This window comes from Pantoea sp. LS15 (genome assembly GCF_012241585.1).
Taxonomy (GTDB): domain Bacteria; phylum Pseudomonadota; class Gammaproteobacteria; order Enterobacterales; family Enterobacteriaceae; genus Enterobacter.
The window spans coordinates 148,149-165,254 of sequence record NZ_JAAVXA010000001.1 but is presented as its reverse complement, the minus strand read 5'-3'; the positions used below and the strand labels follow the sequence as shown (position 1 = coordinate 165,254).

13 protein-coding genes are annotated in these 17,106 nt (G+C 56.1%); 4 read left to right on the top strand and 9 right to left on the bottom strand.

Features of this window, described 5'->3' with window-relative positions; all coding sequences use genetic code 11:
- Positions 1-69: 69 nt before the first annotated feature.
- The 6 genes from HED65_RS00765 to nasR form a co-directional block, all read right to left on the bottom strand.
- On the bottom strand, positions 70-2,559 hold the full coding sequence (locus tag HED65_RS00765) for a nitrate reductase (protein WP_114977006.1): 2,490 nt from the start codon (positions 2,557-2,559) through the stop codon (positions 70-72).
- A complete protein-coding gene (gene nirB / locus HED65_RS00760; RefSeq protein WP_114977005.1) occupies positions 2,556-6,542 on the bottom strand; it encodes a nitrite reductase large subunit NirB in 3,987 nt (1,328 codons plus the stop codon). The genes HED65_RS00765 and nirB overlap by 4 nt, the downstream gene beginning before the upstream one ends.
- Positions 6,543-6,555: 13 nt before the next feature.
- Positions 6,556-7,344, bottom strand: a complete 789-nt coding sequence (locus HED65_RS00755) for an ABC transporter ATP-binding protein (protein ID WP_114977004.1) — start codon at positions 7,342-7,344, stop codon at positions 6,556-6,558.
- A 9-nt stretch (positions 7,345-7,353) separates the two neighbouring features.
- Positions 7,354-8,232 (bottom strand): nitrate ABC transporter permease, encoded by an 879-nt coding sequence (gene ntrB, locus HED65_RS00750; protein WP_114977003.1) that lies wholly within the window; start codon positions 8,230-8,232, stop codon positions 7,354-7,356.
- 2 nt (positions 8,233-8,234) lie between these two features.
- The gene (locus HED65_RS00745; protein WP_114977002.1) at positions 8,235-9,482 is read right to left on the bottom strand and encodes a CmpA/NrtA family ABC transporter substrate-binding protein; all 1,248 of its coding nucleotides are present in this window, start codon (positions 9,480-9,482) and stop codon (positions 8,235-8,237) included.
- Between the two features lie 230 nt (positions 9,483-9,712).
- The gene (gene nasR / locus HED65_RS00740; protein ID WP_114977001.1) at positions 9,713-10,897 is read right to left on the bottom strand and encodes a nitrate regulatory protein NasR; all 1,185 of its coding nucleotides are present in this window, start codon (positions 10,895-10,897) and stop codon (positions 9,713-9,715) included.
- A 71-nt stretch (positions 10,898-10,968) separates the two neighbouring features.
- Here nasR and HED65_RS00735 point away from each other — a divergent pair, with 71 nt between their 5' ends.
- The 3 genes from HED65_RS00735 (at position 10,969) to HED65_RS00725 (ending at position 13,664) form a co-directional block, all read left to right on the top strand.
- Positions 10,969-11,322: a DsrE/DsrF/TusD sulfur relay family protein gene (locus HED65_RS00735; protein WP_114977000.1), complete on the top strand. Its 354-nt coding sequence runs from the start codon at positions 10,969-10,971 to the stop codon at positions 11,320-11,322.
- A 106-nt stretch (positions 11,323-11,428) separates the two neighbouring features.
- Positions 11,429-13,213 (top strand): methyl-accepting chemotaxis protein, encoded by a 1,785-nt coding sequence (locus tag HED65_RS00730; RefSeq protein ID WP_114976999.1) that lies wholly within the window; start codon positions 11,429-11,431, stop codon positions 13,211-13,213.
- Between the two features lie 211 nt (positions 13,214-13,424).
- Entirely contained in the window at positions 13,425-13,664 is a 240-nt protein-coding gene (locus HED65_RS00725; protein ID WP_010432930.1) for a DUF1883 domain-containing protein, read from the top strand.
- Positions 13,665-13,694: 30 nt separating this feature from the next.
- Here the strand turns inward: HED65_RS00725 and HED65_RS00720 are convergent, their stop codons facing one another.
- Together HED65_RS00720 and chaB are read right to left on the bottom strand one after the other, a co-directional pair.
- Positions 13,695-14,390, bottom strand: coding sequence for a gamma-glutamylcyclotransferase (locus HED65_RS00720; RefSeq protein WP_028018752.1), 696 nt, complete (start codon positions 14,388-14,390; stop codon positions 13,695-13,697).
- A gap of 177 nt (positions 14,391-14,567) precedes the next feature.
- On the bottom strand, positions 14,568-14,798 hold the full coding sequence (gene chaB / locus HED65_RS00715) for a putative cation transport regulator ChaB (protein WP_114976998.1): 231 nt from the start codon (positions 14,796-14,798) through the stop codon (positions 14,568-14,570).
- Between the two features lie 270 nt (positions 14,799-15,068).
- Between chaB and chaA the strand changes: the two genes are divergently transcribed.
- On the top strand, positions 15,069-16,169 hold the full coding sequence (chaA, locus tag HED65_RS00710; RefSeq protein ID WP_008499517.1) for a sodium-potassium/proton antiporter ChaA: 1,101 nt from the start codon (positions 15,069-15,071) through the stop codon (positions 16,167-16,169).
- A 47-nt stretch (positions 16,170-16,216) separates the two neighbouring features.
- On the opposite strand, the gene kdsA is transcribed toward chaA, so the two are convergent.
- Complete coding sequence (gene kdsA / locus HED65_RS00705) at positions 16,217-17,071, bottom strand: 3-deoxy-8-phosphooctulonate synthase (RefSeq protein ID WP_114976997.1); 855 nt, start codon at positions 17,069-17,071, stop codon at positions 16,217-16,219.
- Positions 17,072-17,106: the final 35 nt, after the last annotated feature.

Sequence of the window (17,106 nt, the reverse complement as noted above, 5' to 3'; positions counted from 1 at the left end):
AGCGCAAATTTCAGGATTATCCTGAACCTGATTGTCGGGTGGCGGTTTCACCTTACCCGACTTACAAATTCATACCCCTGACATCCCAAACAGCCCTTTCAGTTCCGGCACGCAGGAGCCGCAGTTGGTGCCACACCGTAGTTTCACCCCCAACTCTGCGACGGAGCCACACCCTCCGACAATGGCCTCCCGTATCGCATTTTCCCCGACGCAGAAACAGCTACAGATAATGCGTCCCGGATCGACAGTCTTCCCCACACCCTCCCCGTTCAGCAATGCATGGCGCGCTGCTGGTTGCTCGGGCGGCGACTGAAAAGCGGCCTCAATCACCGGATGTGACAGCACCGGCAACGCGGTACCTTCCCAGAACCCAAGCATGAGTTCGCCGTTATGCCATGCCAGCACGCTGCTGCGCTCACTGGTTTGGGCGATCTGCAGTTGCCATCCTTGCCCGGTGCAGTGTGCCATCACCCATTCCAGCAGGGGGTTATCCCCAGCCACGGTCAACCGTGTGGCTTTACGCCACCAGTAGACGTAAGACGGCAGCTCCGGCAGATCACGGGCATAAAACTCCCCCTGCCACTGTGGTCGCCAGGGCATGATCCTGACAGCGGTTTGTTTACTCTCTGGCTGACCCGAGACCGGATCGCAACGCCCTTCCACCAGCACGTTAACCTTTCCCTGACGGGCAAACTGGTTATTCCAGTGCATCGGTGCAAACACCTCACCTTCCCGAATCCCGTCTTTTACCAGCACCCTGGCAACCATCACCCCACGCGGTGAACTGATGCGTACCAACTGCCCGTCACACAGTGAAAATCGAATGGCATCTGCGGCGCAAACCTCAACAAAGGGCTCGGCAATATGCTGCATCAGTCTGGGTACGTACCCCGTTCTGGTCATGGTGTGCCACTGATCGCGGATACGTCCGGTGTTGAGAATCAACGGGTAAAGAGGGCTTACCGTCGCACCATGCGACAAGGGATCGACGGGTACAACATTTCGTTGCGAAAAACGCCCCGCAGACCACTGATAAGGCTCCATTCGATCCCACTCGTCTCGGCTTAGCGCCGCAAGTTCGTGCAAATTAAACGCCCGCGCGCCGTTATTCTCAAAGGCAGAGAGCGCAGCATGTTCGCAAAAGATCGCCTGAGGATGTTCCCAGGAAAACGCTGACCCGTAACCTAACCGTTTCGCGACCTGAGAAATTATCCACCAGTCCGGCTTTGCCTCACCCGGCGCAGGAAGAAACGCGCGCTGGCGCGAGATACGCCGCTCGGAATTAGTCACCGTACCGTCTTTCTCTCCCCATCCCAGCGCAGGGAAACGAATATGGGCAAACCGACTGGTATCCGTTTCCTGCATCACTTCAGACACCATTACCAGTGGGCAGTTTGCCAGCGCCTGACACACCGCATGGCTGTCCGGCAGAGAGACGGCAGGATTCGTGCCCATGATCCAGACCGCCTTCACCTCTCCCCGGGCGATGGCGTCAAATAACTCTACTGCCATCAGGCCCGGCGTCTGCGCCAGCCTTTCCGTTCCCCAGAAACGCGACACACGTGAAAGATCGTCCGGCTCGAAATTCATGTGTGCCGCCAGTTGATTTGCCAGCCCACCGACTTCCCGCCCGCCCATCGCATTGGGCTGCCCGGTCAACGAAAACGGACCGCAGCCCGGACGGGCAAACTTCCCACTGGCGAGATGGACATTAATGATGGCATTACATTTGTCGCTGCCGCTGGAGGACTGGTTGATCCCCATGGTGTAAAGCGTGATAGCCCGGGGAGCAGTTACAAACCAGTCGTAAAAGCGCCCTATATCCTCTGTCGAGAGACCGCAGAACTCCGCCACACGGGTAATTGGCCATGCGTCAGTTCCCTGAATAACATTGAGTAAACCGACAAACAACCCGGCATCACTGCCGGGTGCGAGTGCCAGGTGTAAATCCGCAATATCGCAGGTGGCTGTTTTGCGCGGATCAATCACCACCACTTTCATCTCAGGATTGTTGCGCCGCGCCTGCACCAACCGTTGATACAGCACCGGATGCGTCCATGCGGCGTTCGACCCGACCAATACCACCAGATCGCTGTTTTCCACATCCTCGTAGCTGCACGGAACCACATCCTCACCAAACGCGCGTTTGTAGCCCGTCACCGCCGACGACATGCAGAGTCGGGAGTTGGTATCAATATTGGCCGCGCCGATAAACCCTTTCATCAGCTTGTTGGCGACATAATAGTCCTCGGTAAGCAATTGACCCGACGCGTAAAACGCCACCGCCTGCGGCCCCCAGGTGTCGATGATCGCCCGCAACCGCTCGCCTGCCGTGCTTAACGCTTGCGACCAGAGCACCACCTGGCCGTCAACCTCCGGGTGAAGCAGCCGCCCCTGCAGCCCTGTGGTTTCACCTAATGCCGAACCTTTCACGCACAGGCGGCCAAAATTGGCGGGATGGTGGTCATCCCCACGCACGGTGACCTTTCCGCCTTCGACCCTGGCGATTACGCCACAGCCTACCCCGCAGTACGGACACGTTGTTCGCGTTTCATTCATGAGGCCTCCGCACGTAAAAGCAGCGCATCATTCCCGACCCATACCTTGCCGTTTTCAATTTTCACCGGCCAGGCACGAACCGCTGGCTCGCCGTTATCAACCTGGCATCCATCACGCAGACGAATGCGGTGTTTATAGAGTGGAGAGACGACAACAGGCTCACCCGCCGCATCCCCCAGAATGCCTCGTGAAAGCACATTTGCACTGCTGCCTGGCTCCAGATCGTCGAGGGCGTAAACAGACTGACCAAAGCGGAACAGCGCGATCGCTTTGCGTCCCAGACGCGCACCAATACCTGCCTGCTCAGGGATATCGTCGATACCACAAATTTCCTGCCAGCGTTTGCTTTGATCCTCTGCGGCGTCGTTCACTGCGGTGCGGAACAGCGCCAGACGGTTTGGATCGTTAAGCGTGGTTTGCCATTCGCACTGGTAGGTTTCCACAACACGGGCCATCTCCTGCTCCAGCTCGTGGGCAATGCCCAGGCTGTCATTGAGGATCACCTCACGCAGATAGTCGAGACCGCCCTCCAGGTTGTCCATCCAGGTGCTGGTACGCTGCAAACGGTCCGCCGTACGGATGTAAAACATCAGGAAACGGTCAACCGTGCGAATCAGCGTTTCATCGTCCAGATCGCTGGCAAAGAGATCTGCATGGCGCGGTTTCATGCCGCCGTTACCGCACAGATAGAGGTTCCAGCCTTTGTCGGTTGCAATCACCCCAACATCTTTGCTCTGCGCCTCTGCGCACTCACGGGTACAGCCAGACACCGCCATTTTGATTTTGTGCGGCGCGCGCAGACCTTTGTAACGGTGTTCCAGTTTCACCGCGAGCCTGGTGGAATCCTGCACGCCGTAACGACACCAGGTTGACCCGACGCAGGATTTCACCGTGCGCAGTGATTTGCCGTAGGCATGCCCGGTTTCAAATCCGGCATTCACCAGCGCCTGCCAGATCTCCGGCAACTGCTCGAGCGTAGCGCCAAACAGGTCAATACGTTGCCCGCCAGTAATTTTGCTGTACAACTGATAACGTTTGGCAATCTGGCCGATGGCGATCAGCCCGTCAGCGGTCACTTCTCCTGCCGGCATCCGCGGTACGATGGAGTAAGTTCCATCTTTTTGAATGTTGGCAAAATAACGGTCATTGGTATCCTGCAGTGGCAGATGCGCCGGTTTCAGCAGATATTCGTTCCAGCAGGACGCCAGCACAGAGCCCACCAGCGGCTTACAGATTTCACACCCGTGACCTTGTCCGTAACGGCTAATCAGCTGATCGAACGTGTGAATGTGGTTAACACGTACCAGGTGATAAATCTCCTGGCGCGAGTATGGGAAGTGTTCGCAGATATCCTTTTTCACCTCCACGCCTTGCTCAGCAAGCTGGTACTCCATCACCTGTTTGACCAGCGCACTGCAGCCGCCGCAGCCGGTCGCCGCTTTCGTGCACTGCTTGATGGCCCCGATGTCCGTCGCACCGGCGCTCACAGCCCGGCAGATATCACCTTTGCTGACGTTATGACAGGAGCAAATCTGCGCACTTTCCGGCAGCGCCGCCACGCCGAGCGCTTTCGGCGCACTGCCCGCCACGGCGGGTAAAATCAACGTCTCTGGCTCTTTCGGCAGAACTATCCCGTTGAGCATCATCTGCACCAGCGTGGCGTATTCGCTGGCATCGCCCACCAGCACGCCACCTAACAGCGTTTTGCTGTCATGGCTGACCACGATTTTTTTGTAGACCTGCTGCGGACCGTGCGTCCACTGATAGCTCAGCGCACCCGGCGTCCGGCCATGCGCATCGCCAAACGAAGCCACATCCACGCCAAGCAGTTTCAGTTTGGTGCTCATATCAGCCCCGGTAAATGATTTTTCCTCCCCGGCCAGCGTCGCCGCCGCAATGCGCGCCATCTGGTAGCCTGGTGCCACCAGACCGAAAATTTTCCCTTCCCACAGGGCACATTCCCCAATCGCAAACACGTCTTTATCGGAGGTCTGACAGTGGGTATCAATGCAAATCCCGCCGCGTTCGCCAATGGTTAGCCCACTGCTGCGAGCCAGCGCATCCTGCGGGCGGATCCCGGCAGAAAAGACCACCATATCGGTTTCCAGCTGTTCACCATCGGCGAAGCGCAATACCATCCCGGTATCTGTCGGCGCAATTTCGGTGGTTGCTTTACTGGTATGGACACCTACGCCGAGCGCTTCAATTTTTTTACGCAGCATTGCCGCACCGTCGTTGTCGAGCTGTACCGCCATCAGATTCGGCGCAAACTCCACCACGTGGGTTTCCAGCCCGAGCTGTTTAAGGGCATTCGCCGCCTCCAGCCCCAGCAGGCCGCCACCAATCACCACACCGCGGCGCGAACCCGCCGCATGGGCCGCAATGTTGTCCAGGTCATCAAGGGTACGGTAAACAAAGCAACCCGGCAGCGTGTTGCCCGGCACCGGCGGGACAAACGGATACGAACCCGTTGCCAGAACCAGTTTGTCCCAGTGGGTTTCGTGTCCGCTGGCGGTACGAACCACATGCGCGTCCCGGTCGATATCGACAATTTGCCGGGACAGACGCAGCTCAATACCGTGTTCAGCAAAAAAATCTCCTGCCACCAGTGAGAGCGACTCTGCGCTACGCCCGCCAAAATACTCGGACAGATGCACCCGGTCGTAGGCGGCATAGCGCTCTTCCCCAAAGACGATAATCTGGTATTGCTGGTGTAAATTGCGGTTAACACATTCTTCAAGAAAATGGTGGCCGACCATACCGTGTCCAACCACCACCAGAGTAGGTTTTGTCATAACATTCCGTCCTGCAACCTGTGGCTGCGTAGTGAATCGATCGAACAGCCAGTCCGCGTGAGCAGGAGCCGCCGTTGCCAGTAAATCGGTAAACATTGCCGCGCTGCGGCAGTCGCCCATCAGCAACACGCCAGCCAGCGCCCCCTGATGGATCAGTAAACGTCGATAGTGACGGGACAGCGGGTCCCATGCGCTCCAGACGACATCGCCCTCCTGCTCCGCCGCACGACCAAGGCTGAACAGCTCCACGCCGGTCACCTTGAGGCGCACGCCGTTGTCGGTCCGGGCAAATGGCGCGGTGACGTCGCCGGTCAGTCGGGCGGCAAGCATATCCGCCTGCGCCAGACAGGGGGCGACCAGGCCAAACGTCTGACCGTCAATTTCACAGCACTCGCCAATGGCGTAGACGTTCCGCTCGGAGGTTTGCATCTGGTGATCCACCACGATGCCGCGCTTGCAGCGAATGCCGCTGGCCTCCGCCAGCGCGATGTTGGGCTGTACGCCGGTTGCCAGTACCACGCGCGTGGCGGCGATGCTGCGCCCGTTGAGCAACGTCACGCTATTTCCGCTTATCTCCGCGATGCCGGAGGTAAGCTCACAACGCACACCCCGCGCCGCCAGTGCCTCTTCCAGCAGTATTCCCGCCTGCCGATCCAACTGCTGCTCCATCAGCCACGGACCGCGATGAACAAGAGTGACATTGTCACCTTTACGTGCCAGCGCTGCCGCCGTCTCAACCCCGAGTACGCCGCCCCCCAGTACCACCGCCGGGCCAGCGATCGCCTGAATAGCCCGGGTATCTGCCAGGGTACGGAACGTGAACACATGCGGTGCATCGCCGCCGGGGATTGGCGGAACAAAGGGTGTTGATCCGGTGGCAAACACCAGCGCATCCCAACCCAGCGTGCGGGCGGCGGTTTGCACTTCCCGCGTGTCGACGTTCACGGCGATCGCCTTTTCGCTCCGCAGCACCGTCACGCCGCGCTGCTGGTACCATTCGTCATCCTGAAGACAGATACCCGCAGCCGTTTTTTCGCCACCCAGCACCGGCGAAAGCTGGATGCGGTTATAGGCATGCTCTGGTTCATCGCCAAACACGGTGATAGCGAAACGACCTGGCGCACGCTCAGTCAGCGATGCAATCAGCCGTGTTGCTGCCATCCCATTGCCGATAATGATCAGTCGCATCGTCTCCGCTCCTTCACGCCGCTTTGGGCTGCTTTTCATAGAGGAAATGCAGGATCTGCTGACGCATATGGTGATAGCGACTGTCGTCAGCCAGGTGAACCCGATTGCGCGGACGCGGCAGATCAACGTGCAAGATTTCACCGACGGTGGCCGCCGGGCCGTTAGTCATCATCAATACCCGATCTGAAAGCAGCACGGCTTCGTCCACGTCATGCGTGATGAGCACAATGGTGGTGTTGAGTGCCTGCTGGATCTGCATCACTGAATCCTGCAGATGGGCCCGGGTGAGCGCATCCAGCGCGCCGAACGGTTCATCCATCAGCAAGACTTTGGGTTTCATCGCCAGCGCCCGGGCGATACCCACGCGCTGTTTCATACCGCCGGAAATTTCCCCCGGTCGTTTATGCAGGGCGTGCCCCATCTGCACGCGATCAAGGTTGTGCTCAATCCACTCTTTGCGCTCGGCCTTGCTCATGGTGCGACGAAACACTTGATCCACTGCCAGGGCGACGTTGTCGAAACAGGTCAACCACGGCAGCAGGGAATGGTTCTGGAAGACAACCGCACGCTCCGGCCCTGGCCCGGCAATCTCCCGGTTATCACAGATCAACCCGCCTTCGGTGGGCAGCGTGATCCCGGCGATAAGATTCAGCAGCGTCGATTTACCGCAACCGGAGTGGCCAATCAGGCTCACGGTTTCGCCTTCGTGAATATCAAAAGAGACGTTTTGCAGCGCCAGAAACTCTCCGCTGGCCGTGGAAAAACGCTGACTAACAGCCTGGACCTGAATTAAAGGTTTCATCTTCGCTCCTTATTTTTCCTGCCAGCTAAAGCGACGGGCGATCAGCATCAACCCCTGCTCCAGCAGCAACCCGACCACGCCAATGATGACAATGGCGATGAGAATGTTTTCAACGTTGAGGTTGTTCCACTCGTTCCAGATCCAGAAACCAATCCCTAAACCTCCGGTCAGCATCTCGGCGGCGACAATCACCAGCCAGGCAATGCCGATAGAAAGGCGTACCCCGGTCAGCACAGCGGGCAGCACGGCCGGGAAGAGAATGCGGCGCATGATGGTCCACTCGGAAAGTTGCAGCACACGGGCGACGTTGAGGTAGTCCTGCGGAATACGACGCACCCCTTCAGCGGTGTTAATCACCATCGGCCAGATGGAACAGATAAAAATGGTCCAGCTCGATGCAGGCTCGGCTTTCTGGAACAACAGCAGACCGATTGGTAGCCACGCCAGCGGGCTGACCGGGCGCAGCAGCGCAATCAGCGGCGTAAACATGCGCGAGAAAAAGGTGAAACGACCGATCAGGAAGCCCAGCGGAATACCCACCAGCGCCGCGAGGCCAAAGCCCACTGCCACACGCTGCAAAGACGCGAGTACGTTCCAGCCGATGCCCATATCGTTAGGCCCGTCACGGTAAAACGGATCGGCAAACAGCGTGATTGCTGAATCCAGCGTGCTGAGCGGTGTCGGAAACCCCTTGCTGTTAATCGCAGCCAGTTGCCAGAGCACCACCAGTAGCCCCAGCCCGAGTAGTGCCGGGATGAGGCGCTGTAAAAGGCCGTTGATCCGCCGGGAAAATGACGGTGGACGGCGGCGAACCTGCACCGGAGGCAGGGTAATCACTTCCCCGCTCTCCGGTATCGCTTGTGATTTCGTCTTGTGCAGATGCTGCATAATCAAGCTCCTTTACGGTGAATAGCGAAGCGGTTGGCGTAACCTTCCGGCTCGGTACCGTTCCAGACGGTGCCGTCCATCAGAGTGCTGCTGCGAACAGGTGATGATGGTGCAGAGATCCCGCCCACGGCCGTGGCGGCGTCCTGCCAGACCGAGGTCTGATTAATGCGTGCGGCAATGGCCGCGTAGTCCGGTGCGGTTTTGAGTAATCCCCAACGGCGGAACTGGGTTAAGAACCACATACCGTCTGACAGGTACGGATAGCTGACCGCCCCGTCATTGAAGAAGCGGAGTGGGTTGGCATCCTGCCAACGCTTGCCAATGCCGTTGTCGTATTCGCCGAGCATTCTCCCGGTGAGGTACTGCTCTTTGGTGTTAAGCCAGGCCCGACGCGAGAGGATCTGCGCGGTTTCACGTTTGTTTTCCGGTGAGGCGTCTATCCAGCGAGAAGCCTCCAGTACAGCACTCACCAGCGCACGGGCGGTATTGGGGTTTTTCTCAACCCAGTCCCGGCGCGTGCCGAGTATTTTTTCGGGGTGATCGGCCCAGATCGACTGCGACGTTGCGGCGGTAAAACCGATGCGGTCGTTGATGGCCCGCGCATTCCACGGCTCACCGACGCAAAAGCCGACCATGTTGCCAATGCGCATATTCATCACCATTTGCGGTGGCGGTACGACCACGGTACGGACATCGTCGAACGGATGAATGCCTGCACTGGCCAGCCAATAGTAGAGCCACATGGCGTGGGTCCCGGTCGGGAAAGTGTGCGCGAAGGTGTACGTCCCCGGCGCCTGCTTCCCGATGTGTTTTTTCAATCCGTCGAGGTCACGCACGCCCTTGTCGGCCAGATCGCTGGAAAGCGTAATGGCCTGTCCGTTCTGATTAAGCGTCATCAGGTTCGCCATTTGCTGTGGCTTTCCGGCGATCCCCAACTCCAGCCCGTACAGCAAGCCATACAGAATGTGTGCAGCATCCAGTTCTCCCGCGACCAGTTTGTCGCGCACCGCCGCCCAGCTCGCTTCCTTGGTGGGGACAATGGTGATGCCGTATTTTTTATCAAAGCCTTTCAGGGCCGCGATAACCACCGGAGCACAGTCAGTCAGCGGGATAAACCCAATGCGCACTGTTTCCTGTTCCGGTTTATCCGAACCCGCCGCCCATGCGCCTTGCATGACACCCGGTAACAGCATCGCCCCACTCGCCAGCATGCTGGCCTGCAAAAACCGCCGTCTCGACAAATCCGCCATGACCACTCCTGAAAAAAAGCCAAAAAAAAAAGCGCCCGACAGTGCCGAAGCACCGTTGGACGCCTTTATCCCGAAGACTGATGCACCGCCGTTGGCGCATCGTCAAAAATGGTTAATCAGATAATGCAAAGTGAATGCCAGGTTTTAATGCGTGATTTTCGCGGTGATGAGCGGGATCTCCTCATGTTCACGCACCTCAATCAGGCATTAAATGCCCACTGATTGTGCAACTACTCCTTTGGTGTTACCTGCCACAAACTCTTCACCGTGAGCAGCGCGCGGGCGATATCCACCATGCGTTGGTTCTTGTCCATCGCCATTTTGCGCAGCGCCGTCCATGCCTGCTCTTCACTCATATTCTGGTGGCTCATCAGTACGCTTTTCGCTTTATCTATAGTTTTACGTTCTTCAAGCGTATCGCGCAGCGACGCGAGCTGACGGGAGAGTTGTTCTATCTCGCGAGCCTGCTGGCGAACCAAAGTCAGCAGCGGTTTATCCGGGTAAAGTGTCAGCAGATCGTCCTGCTCATCAGCAGGCAATGCGTAGTCATCGTCATGATGGATACGTTCGTCCACTGCGACTACCAGGTCAGCGATGATTATCTCCTCCAGCGCGCGAAGATGTTCAAGGCGCGCAGTTTGCAGGGCAAACCAGGTCAGTGCAGTATGGCCATCATCTGCAGCAGGCTGGCGGGTACAGGCCACGCGCCTCAATTGCTCTGTTTCGCGATCGGGCTGGCAGTTCAGGGAAAAGGTTGTCTGTACGTCTGCGTGGCTGTGTGAGAGAAAAATGTCAAAACAGGCCTGTTGTCCGTCGATACGGTCAACCAGCCTCTGGCGGGTCACATCATCGAAAAAACCCTGTGTAAAGCCAATAGCCCCCAGGGCTCGCTCTTGTCCCGCCAGCTCTTTGCCCTGCATCAGGCTATAAAGAGCAACAAAACGGCCTGCGATTTGCGGATCGTCAATGCTGTCATTAAGTTGCGGCACGATACTGAGCAGATGGCGAAGCATGCGGCAGTAATGTTCCATCGCCTGCGGTGCCGTAATGGTTTGCTGGATAACAGCATCACGCAGGACGGAAAGCGTATCCAGACTTCGCAGTGCCCCACCGATACGTTCGCAGACGGCACTTCCCGGGATCGGAGATTGTTTTTCAAGAATGCCATAAAGTGCCGCAAGGTATTCATCCACCAGCGCCCGGCTGGCTTTGCATTCTGGCGCGTAGAGCTTACCCTGTGAGCAGAGCCAGACATTGGATGCCCCGCGCTCGCACTGGAGCATGTGCACCAGGTGGCTAATACCATGCACCAGCACCCCCAACTGTGCCAGCTTGCTGAGCTGCTCCCGGCGCATCGCTCGTGCGCGCTGGAGCCATTCGGTTGCACCTGGCGAACTGCCAGCCATTAATGTCATGCTTACTCTCCCGGACAACAAACCTCGGGAATCTAAGCAATATTCGTGCCTTTATAAGAACAGGAGTCAACATGCAGAAGATAGTCATCATCGCTAACGGTGCGGCTTACGGCAGCGAATCCCTTTTTAACAGCCTGCGTCTGGCTATTGCACTCCGCGATAAAGAGAGCGAACTGGAGTTACGGCTCTTTTTAATGTCGGACGCGGTCACTGCCGGGCTAAAGGGGCAGAAACCCGCAGAAGGCTACAACATCCAGCAAATGCTGGAGATCCTCACCGCGCAAAATGTTCCGGTCAAACTGTGCAAGACCTGCACCGACGGGCGTGGCATTACCGGGCTGGCGCTAATTGATGGTGTAGAAATTGGTACGCTGGTTGAACTGGCCGAATGGACTCTACGCGCTGATAAAGTATTAACTTTTTGATAATAAATCCGTAAAAATATTATTTTCTTATGGACGCGGTTTCAGCATCAAGTTTACCTGCGAGATTGCCGATAGGCATGGAAACAACACAGCAGGTATTCCACTTATGTTCAGATCCATTCGTGCACGCATCATCGTCGCGACGGCAGGCTGTCTGGTCGTCGCCCTTCTCCTTAATACCGTTATTAACTTCCAGGTCACACGTCAGGATAACCAGCAGTCACAACGCGATATCCTGACCAGTACCAGCGCCAGCCATAACATGGCGATTGCCGACTGGGTAAAAAGCAAAATGACGGTGATTGCTTCCGCTCAAACCGTGGCGCTGAGTGAGGATCCGGTTCCGGTTTTCAAACAACTGGCGCAGGCGGGGGGATTCACTAACGTCTATGTTGGCTATGCCAGCAAAACAGCTAAATTCTCTGAACCTGCGGGCGTCCCCGCGGATTATGACCCGACTATTCGCCCCTGGTATCAGCAGGTGGTAAGCCAGGACGCCCCGGTCGTCACCGCACCTTACGTTGATGCCGGTACCGGGAAACTGGTGGTGACGTTTGCCGTGCCGGTAAAAGAAAATGGCACCCTGAAAGCCGTCGTGGCAGGCGATGTCGCCATGGATAGCGTGGTCGCTAACGTGCGCGGGATCCATCCGACTCCGGCAAGTAGTGGATTACTCCTGACCAGTGATGGCACCGTGATTGCCGCCAATGATCCGGCTCTGACGCTTAAACCGTTTGCCGAGACGATCAAGGGCATCGACTTTGCGGCGCTTAAAAGCGGTAATCCGGTTGACGGTACGTTCGATGACAAAGAAAAAACCTTTGTTGCGACGGCCGTGCCAGGCACTAACTGGATGTTAGTCGTCGCCCTCGACAATGGTGATGCGACATCCGGCATGCGTTCCCTGCTTAAAGCGTCGGCTATCTCGCTGGTGATCCTGGCTCTGCTGAGTGCCGCTATTGTTCACTTCCTGATTGCCCGTCTGCTGAAGCGACTGTCCGACATCCGCGACGCGATGCACAACATTGCCAACGGGACCAACGATCTGTCGCAGCGCCTGCCAGATAATGGTGAAGACGAAGTCGCGCAGATTGCCCAGGCGTTTAACGCCTTCAGCGATAAACTCTCAGTGGTCATGGTACAGCTCCGTGATGCCAGCGCATCGGTGAAAAATGCCGCGCAGGAAATTGCGGCAGGTAACCAGGATCTTTCCGGACGCACCGAGCAGGCGGCGTCCAGCCTGCGCGAGACCGCCAGTGCCGTGGAGCAGATCACCGCATCCGTGACCCAATCGAATGAGTCTGCCGCAGAAGCGAACGACCAGGCGAGCAAAGCCTCAGCGGCAGCGGCACGTGGTGGAGAGGTGGTATCTCAGGCAATCAGTACCATGCAGTCCATCGAAGTGGCTTCCGCAAAAATTGGCGATATCACCAGCGTGATTGACGGCATTGCCTTCCAGACCAATATTCTGGCGTTGAACGCTTCGGTGGAAGCAGCACGAGCCGGGGAACAAGGCCGTGGGTTTGCCGTGGTGGCAGGCGAAGTACGTAACCTGGCCAGTCGTAGCGCCCAGGCGGCGAAAGAGATCAAATCGCTTATCGACTCCACCACTGACAGCGTGGCAACGGGCTCCCGTTACGTGCATCTGGCAGGGGAAAGCATGAATGAGATCCGTTCCAGCATCAGCAGCGTCTCGGGCATCATGCGTGAAATCTCCATCGCCACCAGCGAGCAGATGAAAGGTATCCATGAGATCAACCATGCGGTGACCCATCTCGACAGGATGGTGCAGCAGAACGCCGAGCTGGTCGTGCAATCCGCCGCTGCTGCGGGTGCCCTGCAGAGCCAGGCGGGTGACCTTGCTGAAACCGCCGGACATTTCCGCATTTAATTTTCTTCCGGCGCGCGTTTAGCGGGTAAAACGCGCGCCAGCTGAAATTTTTAGGGATTTTGTCATTTTTGTTTAATCGTTATGCCATTTTTTGATCAAAATCAGCATCCCGACCCCTCCCCTTTGGTGTTATGCAATGAGTGAATTGTGAACAACATCACGCTCGGATATGGCTGCAGGGAGAGCGTTGTTTAAGACTACGGGGTAAAAAATGGCACTGGTAAAAACAAGTTTGAAACTGTTTGGCGGGGATACGGTAGTGGTTCGTTGCTCAGAGCGCTGCCGTATTCATCTGATGAGTTCGAAAGCACAAAAACAATCGCAGGCAGATATTCTGACCGTGCAGGATGATAAAGCCTGGCTTACGGTACCTTATACTGGCACATGGGATGTTCTGATTGACAGCCACAGTCAGTCACTGGAGCATTCTGTCAGCTACGTAGCAGCATAACATTAAACGCCCGGCGAGCCGGGCGTATTATCAGGCAAAACCCGGTCGCAGCGAGCTGTTGAGCGGGTTCCCTTCCAGTAGCGCCTTCACCTTCACCACCAGTTCGTTCAGACAGTCGTCCTTCATACCGAGGCGGGTCAGCTCGTCATCGAGAGAGAAAAGATACTGCGCGTTAGTACCCAGCGGGCCACTGGCGGCAGCAATCAGCGGGGCAATAACCTGCGTACGGGTGTCCGCTTCATACAGCGGATGGCGAGGATCCATAATAAAGACCAGCGCATTGACGGTGCGTCCGTCATCGAGTTCCAGTTTGCACCAGCTTGGCATATAGCAGCCAGTGATCATCTCGCGCTTCCAGAGCAGCGTGAGCTCCTCTTCCAGCGTGGCATCCGGGAGGCGATATGCCACACCCGTGGTGCGTCCGCCCTCTTTCAGTGCAAGCATGCGCCCAGGTTGACACGCACTGCCACGCCCGGCCGTCAGACGCAGGCAAAATGCGCGGTGCCAGCCCGGCAGCGTTCCCGTTGCCGATTCGACAAATTCCAGAGCCGGGTTCCACATCAGAGAGCCGTAGCCAAAAATCCATACCGGGCCATCATCCGGGCGGCAGGCAAGCGTGGCAGCGAGTGATGCCGCACGTTGTTCAGCCGACCAGAGAAGCGATTCCTCAATAGCACCAAATGCCGTCTTACAATCTGCCTTCATTAAGAAATCACGCGTTAACACTTTACACCTCCGCCACTGCATGCTTCCTTGCGACATCTGTAATTCGCCTTCCCGGCATTATTTGCTGGTCATTTTGCCAGCAGTCAAATAACGATAAGCAATTAGCGGACCAGTTGCAATACAACGGAAGTTCAACCGCCTGAAAAGTCAAAATGAAGGCAGCGAATAATTTCACGGCTATTTCTTTTTATGCCATTTATCGTCGTCTCCTTTCTCATATTCATGTTTTACTGCGGCCCAGGCGACTTTGTGCGCCGTCTCTTCACGGCTCGCATCATCCCGGCGATCTTCTTTATCTTTGTATTGTTCCCAGGCGCTATTAAACGCTTCTTTGTAGATATCCTGCGCATGCGCGGGCAGCACGTTTTGTACGTTATCAGGTAATTCGCGTTTCGTTTTATAGGGCATCGCTAACCTCTCTTTTGGTTAAAGAGATAAGTGTGGACGATGATATGTCATGGTGCCAGCCGGTAAAAATTCCTGAAGAAATTACATTCATAATGCAATGATATTTATAATATATTTAATGAAGACTGCATATTATATGCAGTAAAGTGAAAAGTTAGCGAAAAGGGTAAAAATAAGTAAAAAATAAAGGGTATTTAACAGATATCTGTTAATTTAATGGCCTCAAAAATCTATCTATAATTACAAGCACCTGCATTGATGGAGAAGCACATGACAGCAACACACGAGGCGGTAAAAACCCGCCACAAGGAGACGTCACTCATTTTCCCGGTTCTGGCACTGGCTGTGCTGCTCTTCTGGGGAAGTAGCCAGTCACTGCCAGTGGTGGTCGGTATCAATATTCTTGCTCTGGTTGGTATTTTAACCAGCGCCTTTAGCGTCGTTCGCCATGCGGACGTATTGGCCCATCGTCTGGGTGAGCCGTACGGTTCGTTAATTCTTAGTCTTTCTGTTGTTATTCTCGAAGTTAGCCTGATCTCTGCGCTGATGGCGACCGGTGATGCCGCACCGACGCTGATGCGCGATACGCTCTACTCAATCATTATGATTGTGACGGGCGGCCTGGTGGGCTTCTCGCTGTTACTGGGTGGCCGTAAATTCGCGACCCAGTATATGAACCTGTTCGGCATTAAACAGTATCTGATTGCCCTCTTCCCGCTGGCGATTATCGTGCTGGTGTTCCCGATGGCGCTGCCGGGCGCGAACTTCTCCACCGGTCAGGCATTGTTGGTTGCGCTGATTTCTGCGGCCATGTACGGCGTATTCCTGCTGATTCAGACCAAAACGCACCAGAGTCTGTTTGTGTATGAGCATGAAGACGACAGCGACGATGACGACCCGCATCACGGTAAACCGTCGGCCCACAGCAGCGCGTGGCACACGGTTTGGCTGATCGTGCATCTGATTGCGGTTATCGCGGTCACCAAGATGAACGCCAATCCGCTGGAGACACTGTTAACCGAGTTGAACGCACCGGTGGCATTTACCGGCTTCCTGGTAGCGCTGTTGATTCTGTCCCCTGAAGGGCTGGGCGCGTTGAAAGCGGTACTGAATAATCAGGTACAGCGTGCGATGAACCTGTTCTTCGGCTCCGTGCTGGCCACCATTTCACTTACCGTTCCGGTGGTGACGTTGATTGCGTTTATGACGGGTAACGAGCTGCAGTTTGCGCTGGGTGCGCCAGAGATGATCGTGATGGTGGCATCACTGTTATTGTGTCAGATTTCGTTCTCGACCGGACGCACCAATGTGTTAAACGGTGCGGCGCATATGGCACTGTTTGTCGCCTATTTGATGACGATTTTTGCGTAGTCTTTTTACCATGCCCCATAAAAAACCCGCCGAAGCGGGTTTTTTTATTAGTTGCTGGTATCCAGCTCTTCGAAGCTCTTCACCAGATCGTCAATCGCTTTGATCTGTTTCAGGAACGGCTCCAGTTTATCCAGCGGCAGCGCGGATGGACCATCGCATTTTGCGTTAGCCGGATCCGGGTGCGCTTCGATAAACAGACCTGCCAGGCCGGTTGCCATACCGGCGCGCGCCAGCTCGGTAACCTGGGCACGGCGGCCGCCAGACGCTGCACCAAACGGATCACGGCACTGCAGTGCGTGCGTCACGTCGAAGATCACCGGAGACTGATTAGAGACGTTCTTCATCACGCTGAAGCCCAGCATATCCACAACGAGGTTGTCGTAACCGAAGTTTGAACCACGGTCGCACAGAATAACTTTGTCGTTGCCACCTTCAATAAACTTATCGACGATGTTACCCATCTGACCCGGGCTGACGAACTGTGGTTTTTTCACGTTGATAACCGCACCGGTTTTCGCCATCGCGGCAACCAGGTCGGTCTGGCGAGCCAGGAATGCCGGCAACTGGATAACATCTACCACGTCTGCCACAGGCTGCGCCTGAGAGGCTTCATGCACGTCGGTGATCACTTTCACGCCAAAGGTCTGTTTCAGCTCCTGGAAAATTTTCATTCCCTCTTCCAGGCCCGGGCCACGGTAAGAGTTGATGGAGGAGCGGTTGGCTTTATCAAAAGAGGCTTTAAACACGTACGGGATACCCAGTTTCTGGGTCACAGTCACGTAGTGTTCGCAGATACGCATAGCGAGATCGCGGGATTCCAGCACGTTCATACCGCCAAACAGCACGAACGGCAGGTCGTTTGCCACGTTGATATCACCAATGCTAACCACTTTTTGTTTCATAGGATCGCCTTATTCAGGTGTGAATCGGAATTAAG

Excerpts from the sequence above, each read along its gene's own strand:
- HED65_RS00765 (WP_114977006.1), bottom strand. The coding sequence starts at position 2,559 with ATGAATGAAACGCGAACAACGTGTCCGTACTGCGGGGTAGGCTGTGGC.
- nirB (WP_114977005.1), bottom strand. The coding sequence starts at position 6,542 with ATGCGACTGATCATTATCGGCAATGGGATGGCAGCAACACGGCTGATT.
- HED65_RS00755 (WP_114977004.1), bottom strand. The coding sequence starts at position 7,344 with ATGAAACCTTTAATTCAGGTCCAGGCTGTTAGTCAGCGTTTTTCCACG.
- ntrB (WP_114977003.1), bottom strand. The coding sequence starts at position 8,232 with ATGCAGCATCTGCACAAGACGAAATCACAAGCGATACCGGAGAGCGGG.
- HED65_RS00745 (WP_114977002.1), bottom strand. The coding sequence starts at position 9,482 with ATGGCGGATTTGTCGAGACGGCGGTTTTTGCAGGCCAGCATGCTGGCG.
- nasR (WP_114977001.1), bottom strand. The coding sequence starts at position 10,897 with ATGACATTAATGGCTGGCAGTTCGCCAGGTGCAACCGAATGGCTCCAG.
- HED65_RS00735 (WP_114977000.1), top strand. The coding sequence starts at position 10,969 with ATGCAGAAGATAGTCATCATCGCTAACGGTGCGGCTTACGGCAGCGAA.
- HED65_RS00730 (WP_114976999.1), top strand. The coding sequence starts at position 11,429 with ATGTTCAGATCCATTCGTGCACGCATCATCGTCGCGACGGCAGGCTGT.
- HED65_RS00725 (WP_010432930.1), top strand. The coding sequence starts at position 13,425 with ATGGCACTGGTAAAAACAAGTTTGAAACTGTTTGGCGGGGATACGGTA.
- chaB (WP_114976998.1), bottom strand. The coding sequence starts at position 14,798 with ATGCCCTATAAAACGAAACGCGAATTACCTGATAACGTACAAAACGTG.
- chaA (WP_008499517.1), top strand. The coding sequence starts at position 15,069 with ATGACAGCAACACACGAGGCGGTAAAAACCCGCCACAAGGAGACGTCA.
- kdsA (WP_114976997.1), bottom strand. The coding sequence starts at position 17,071 with ATGAAACAAAAAGTGGTTAGCATTGGTGATATCAACGTGGCAAACGAC.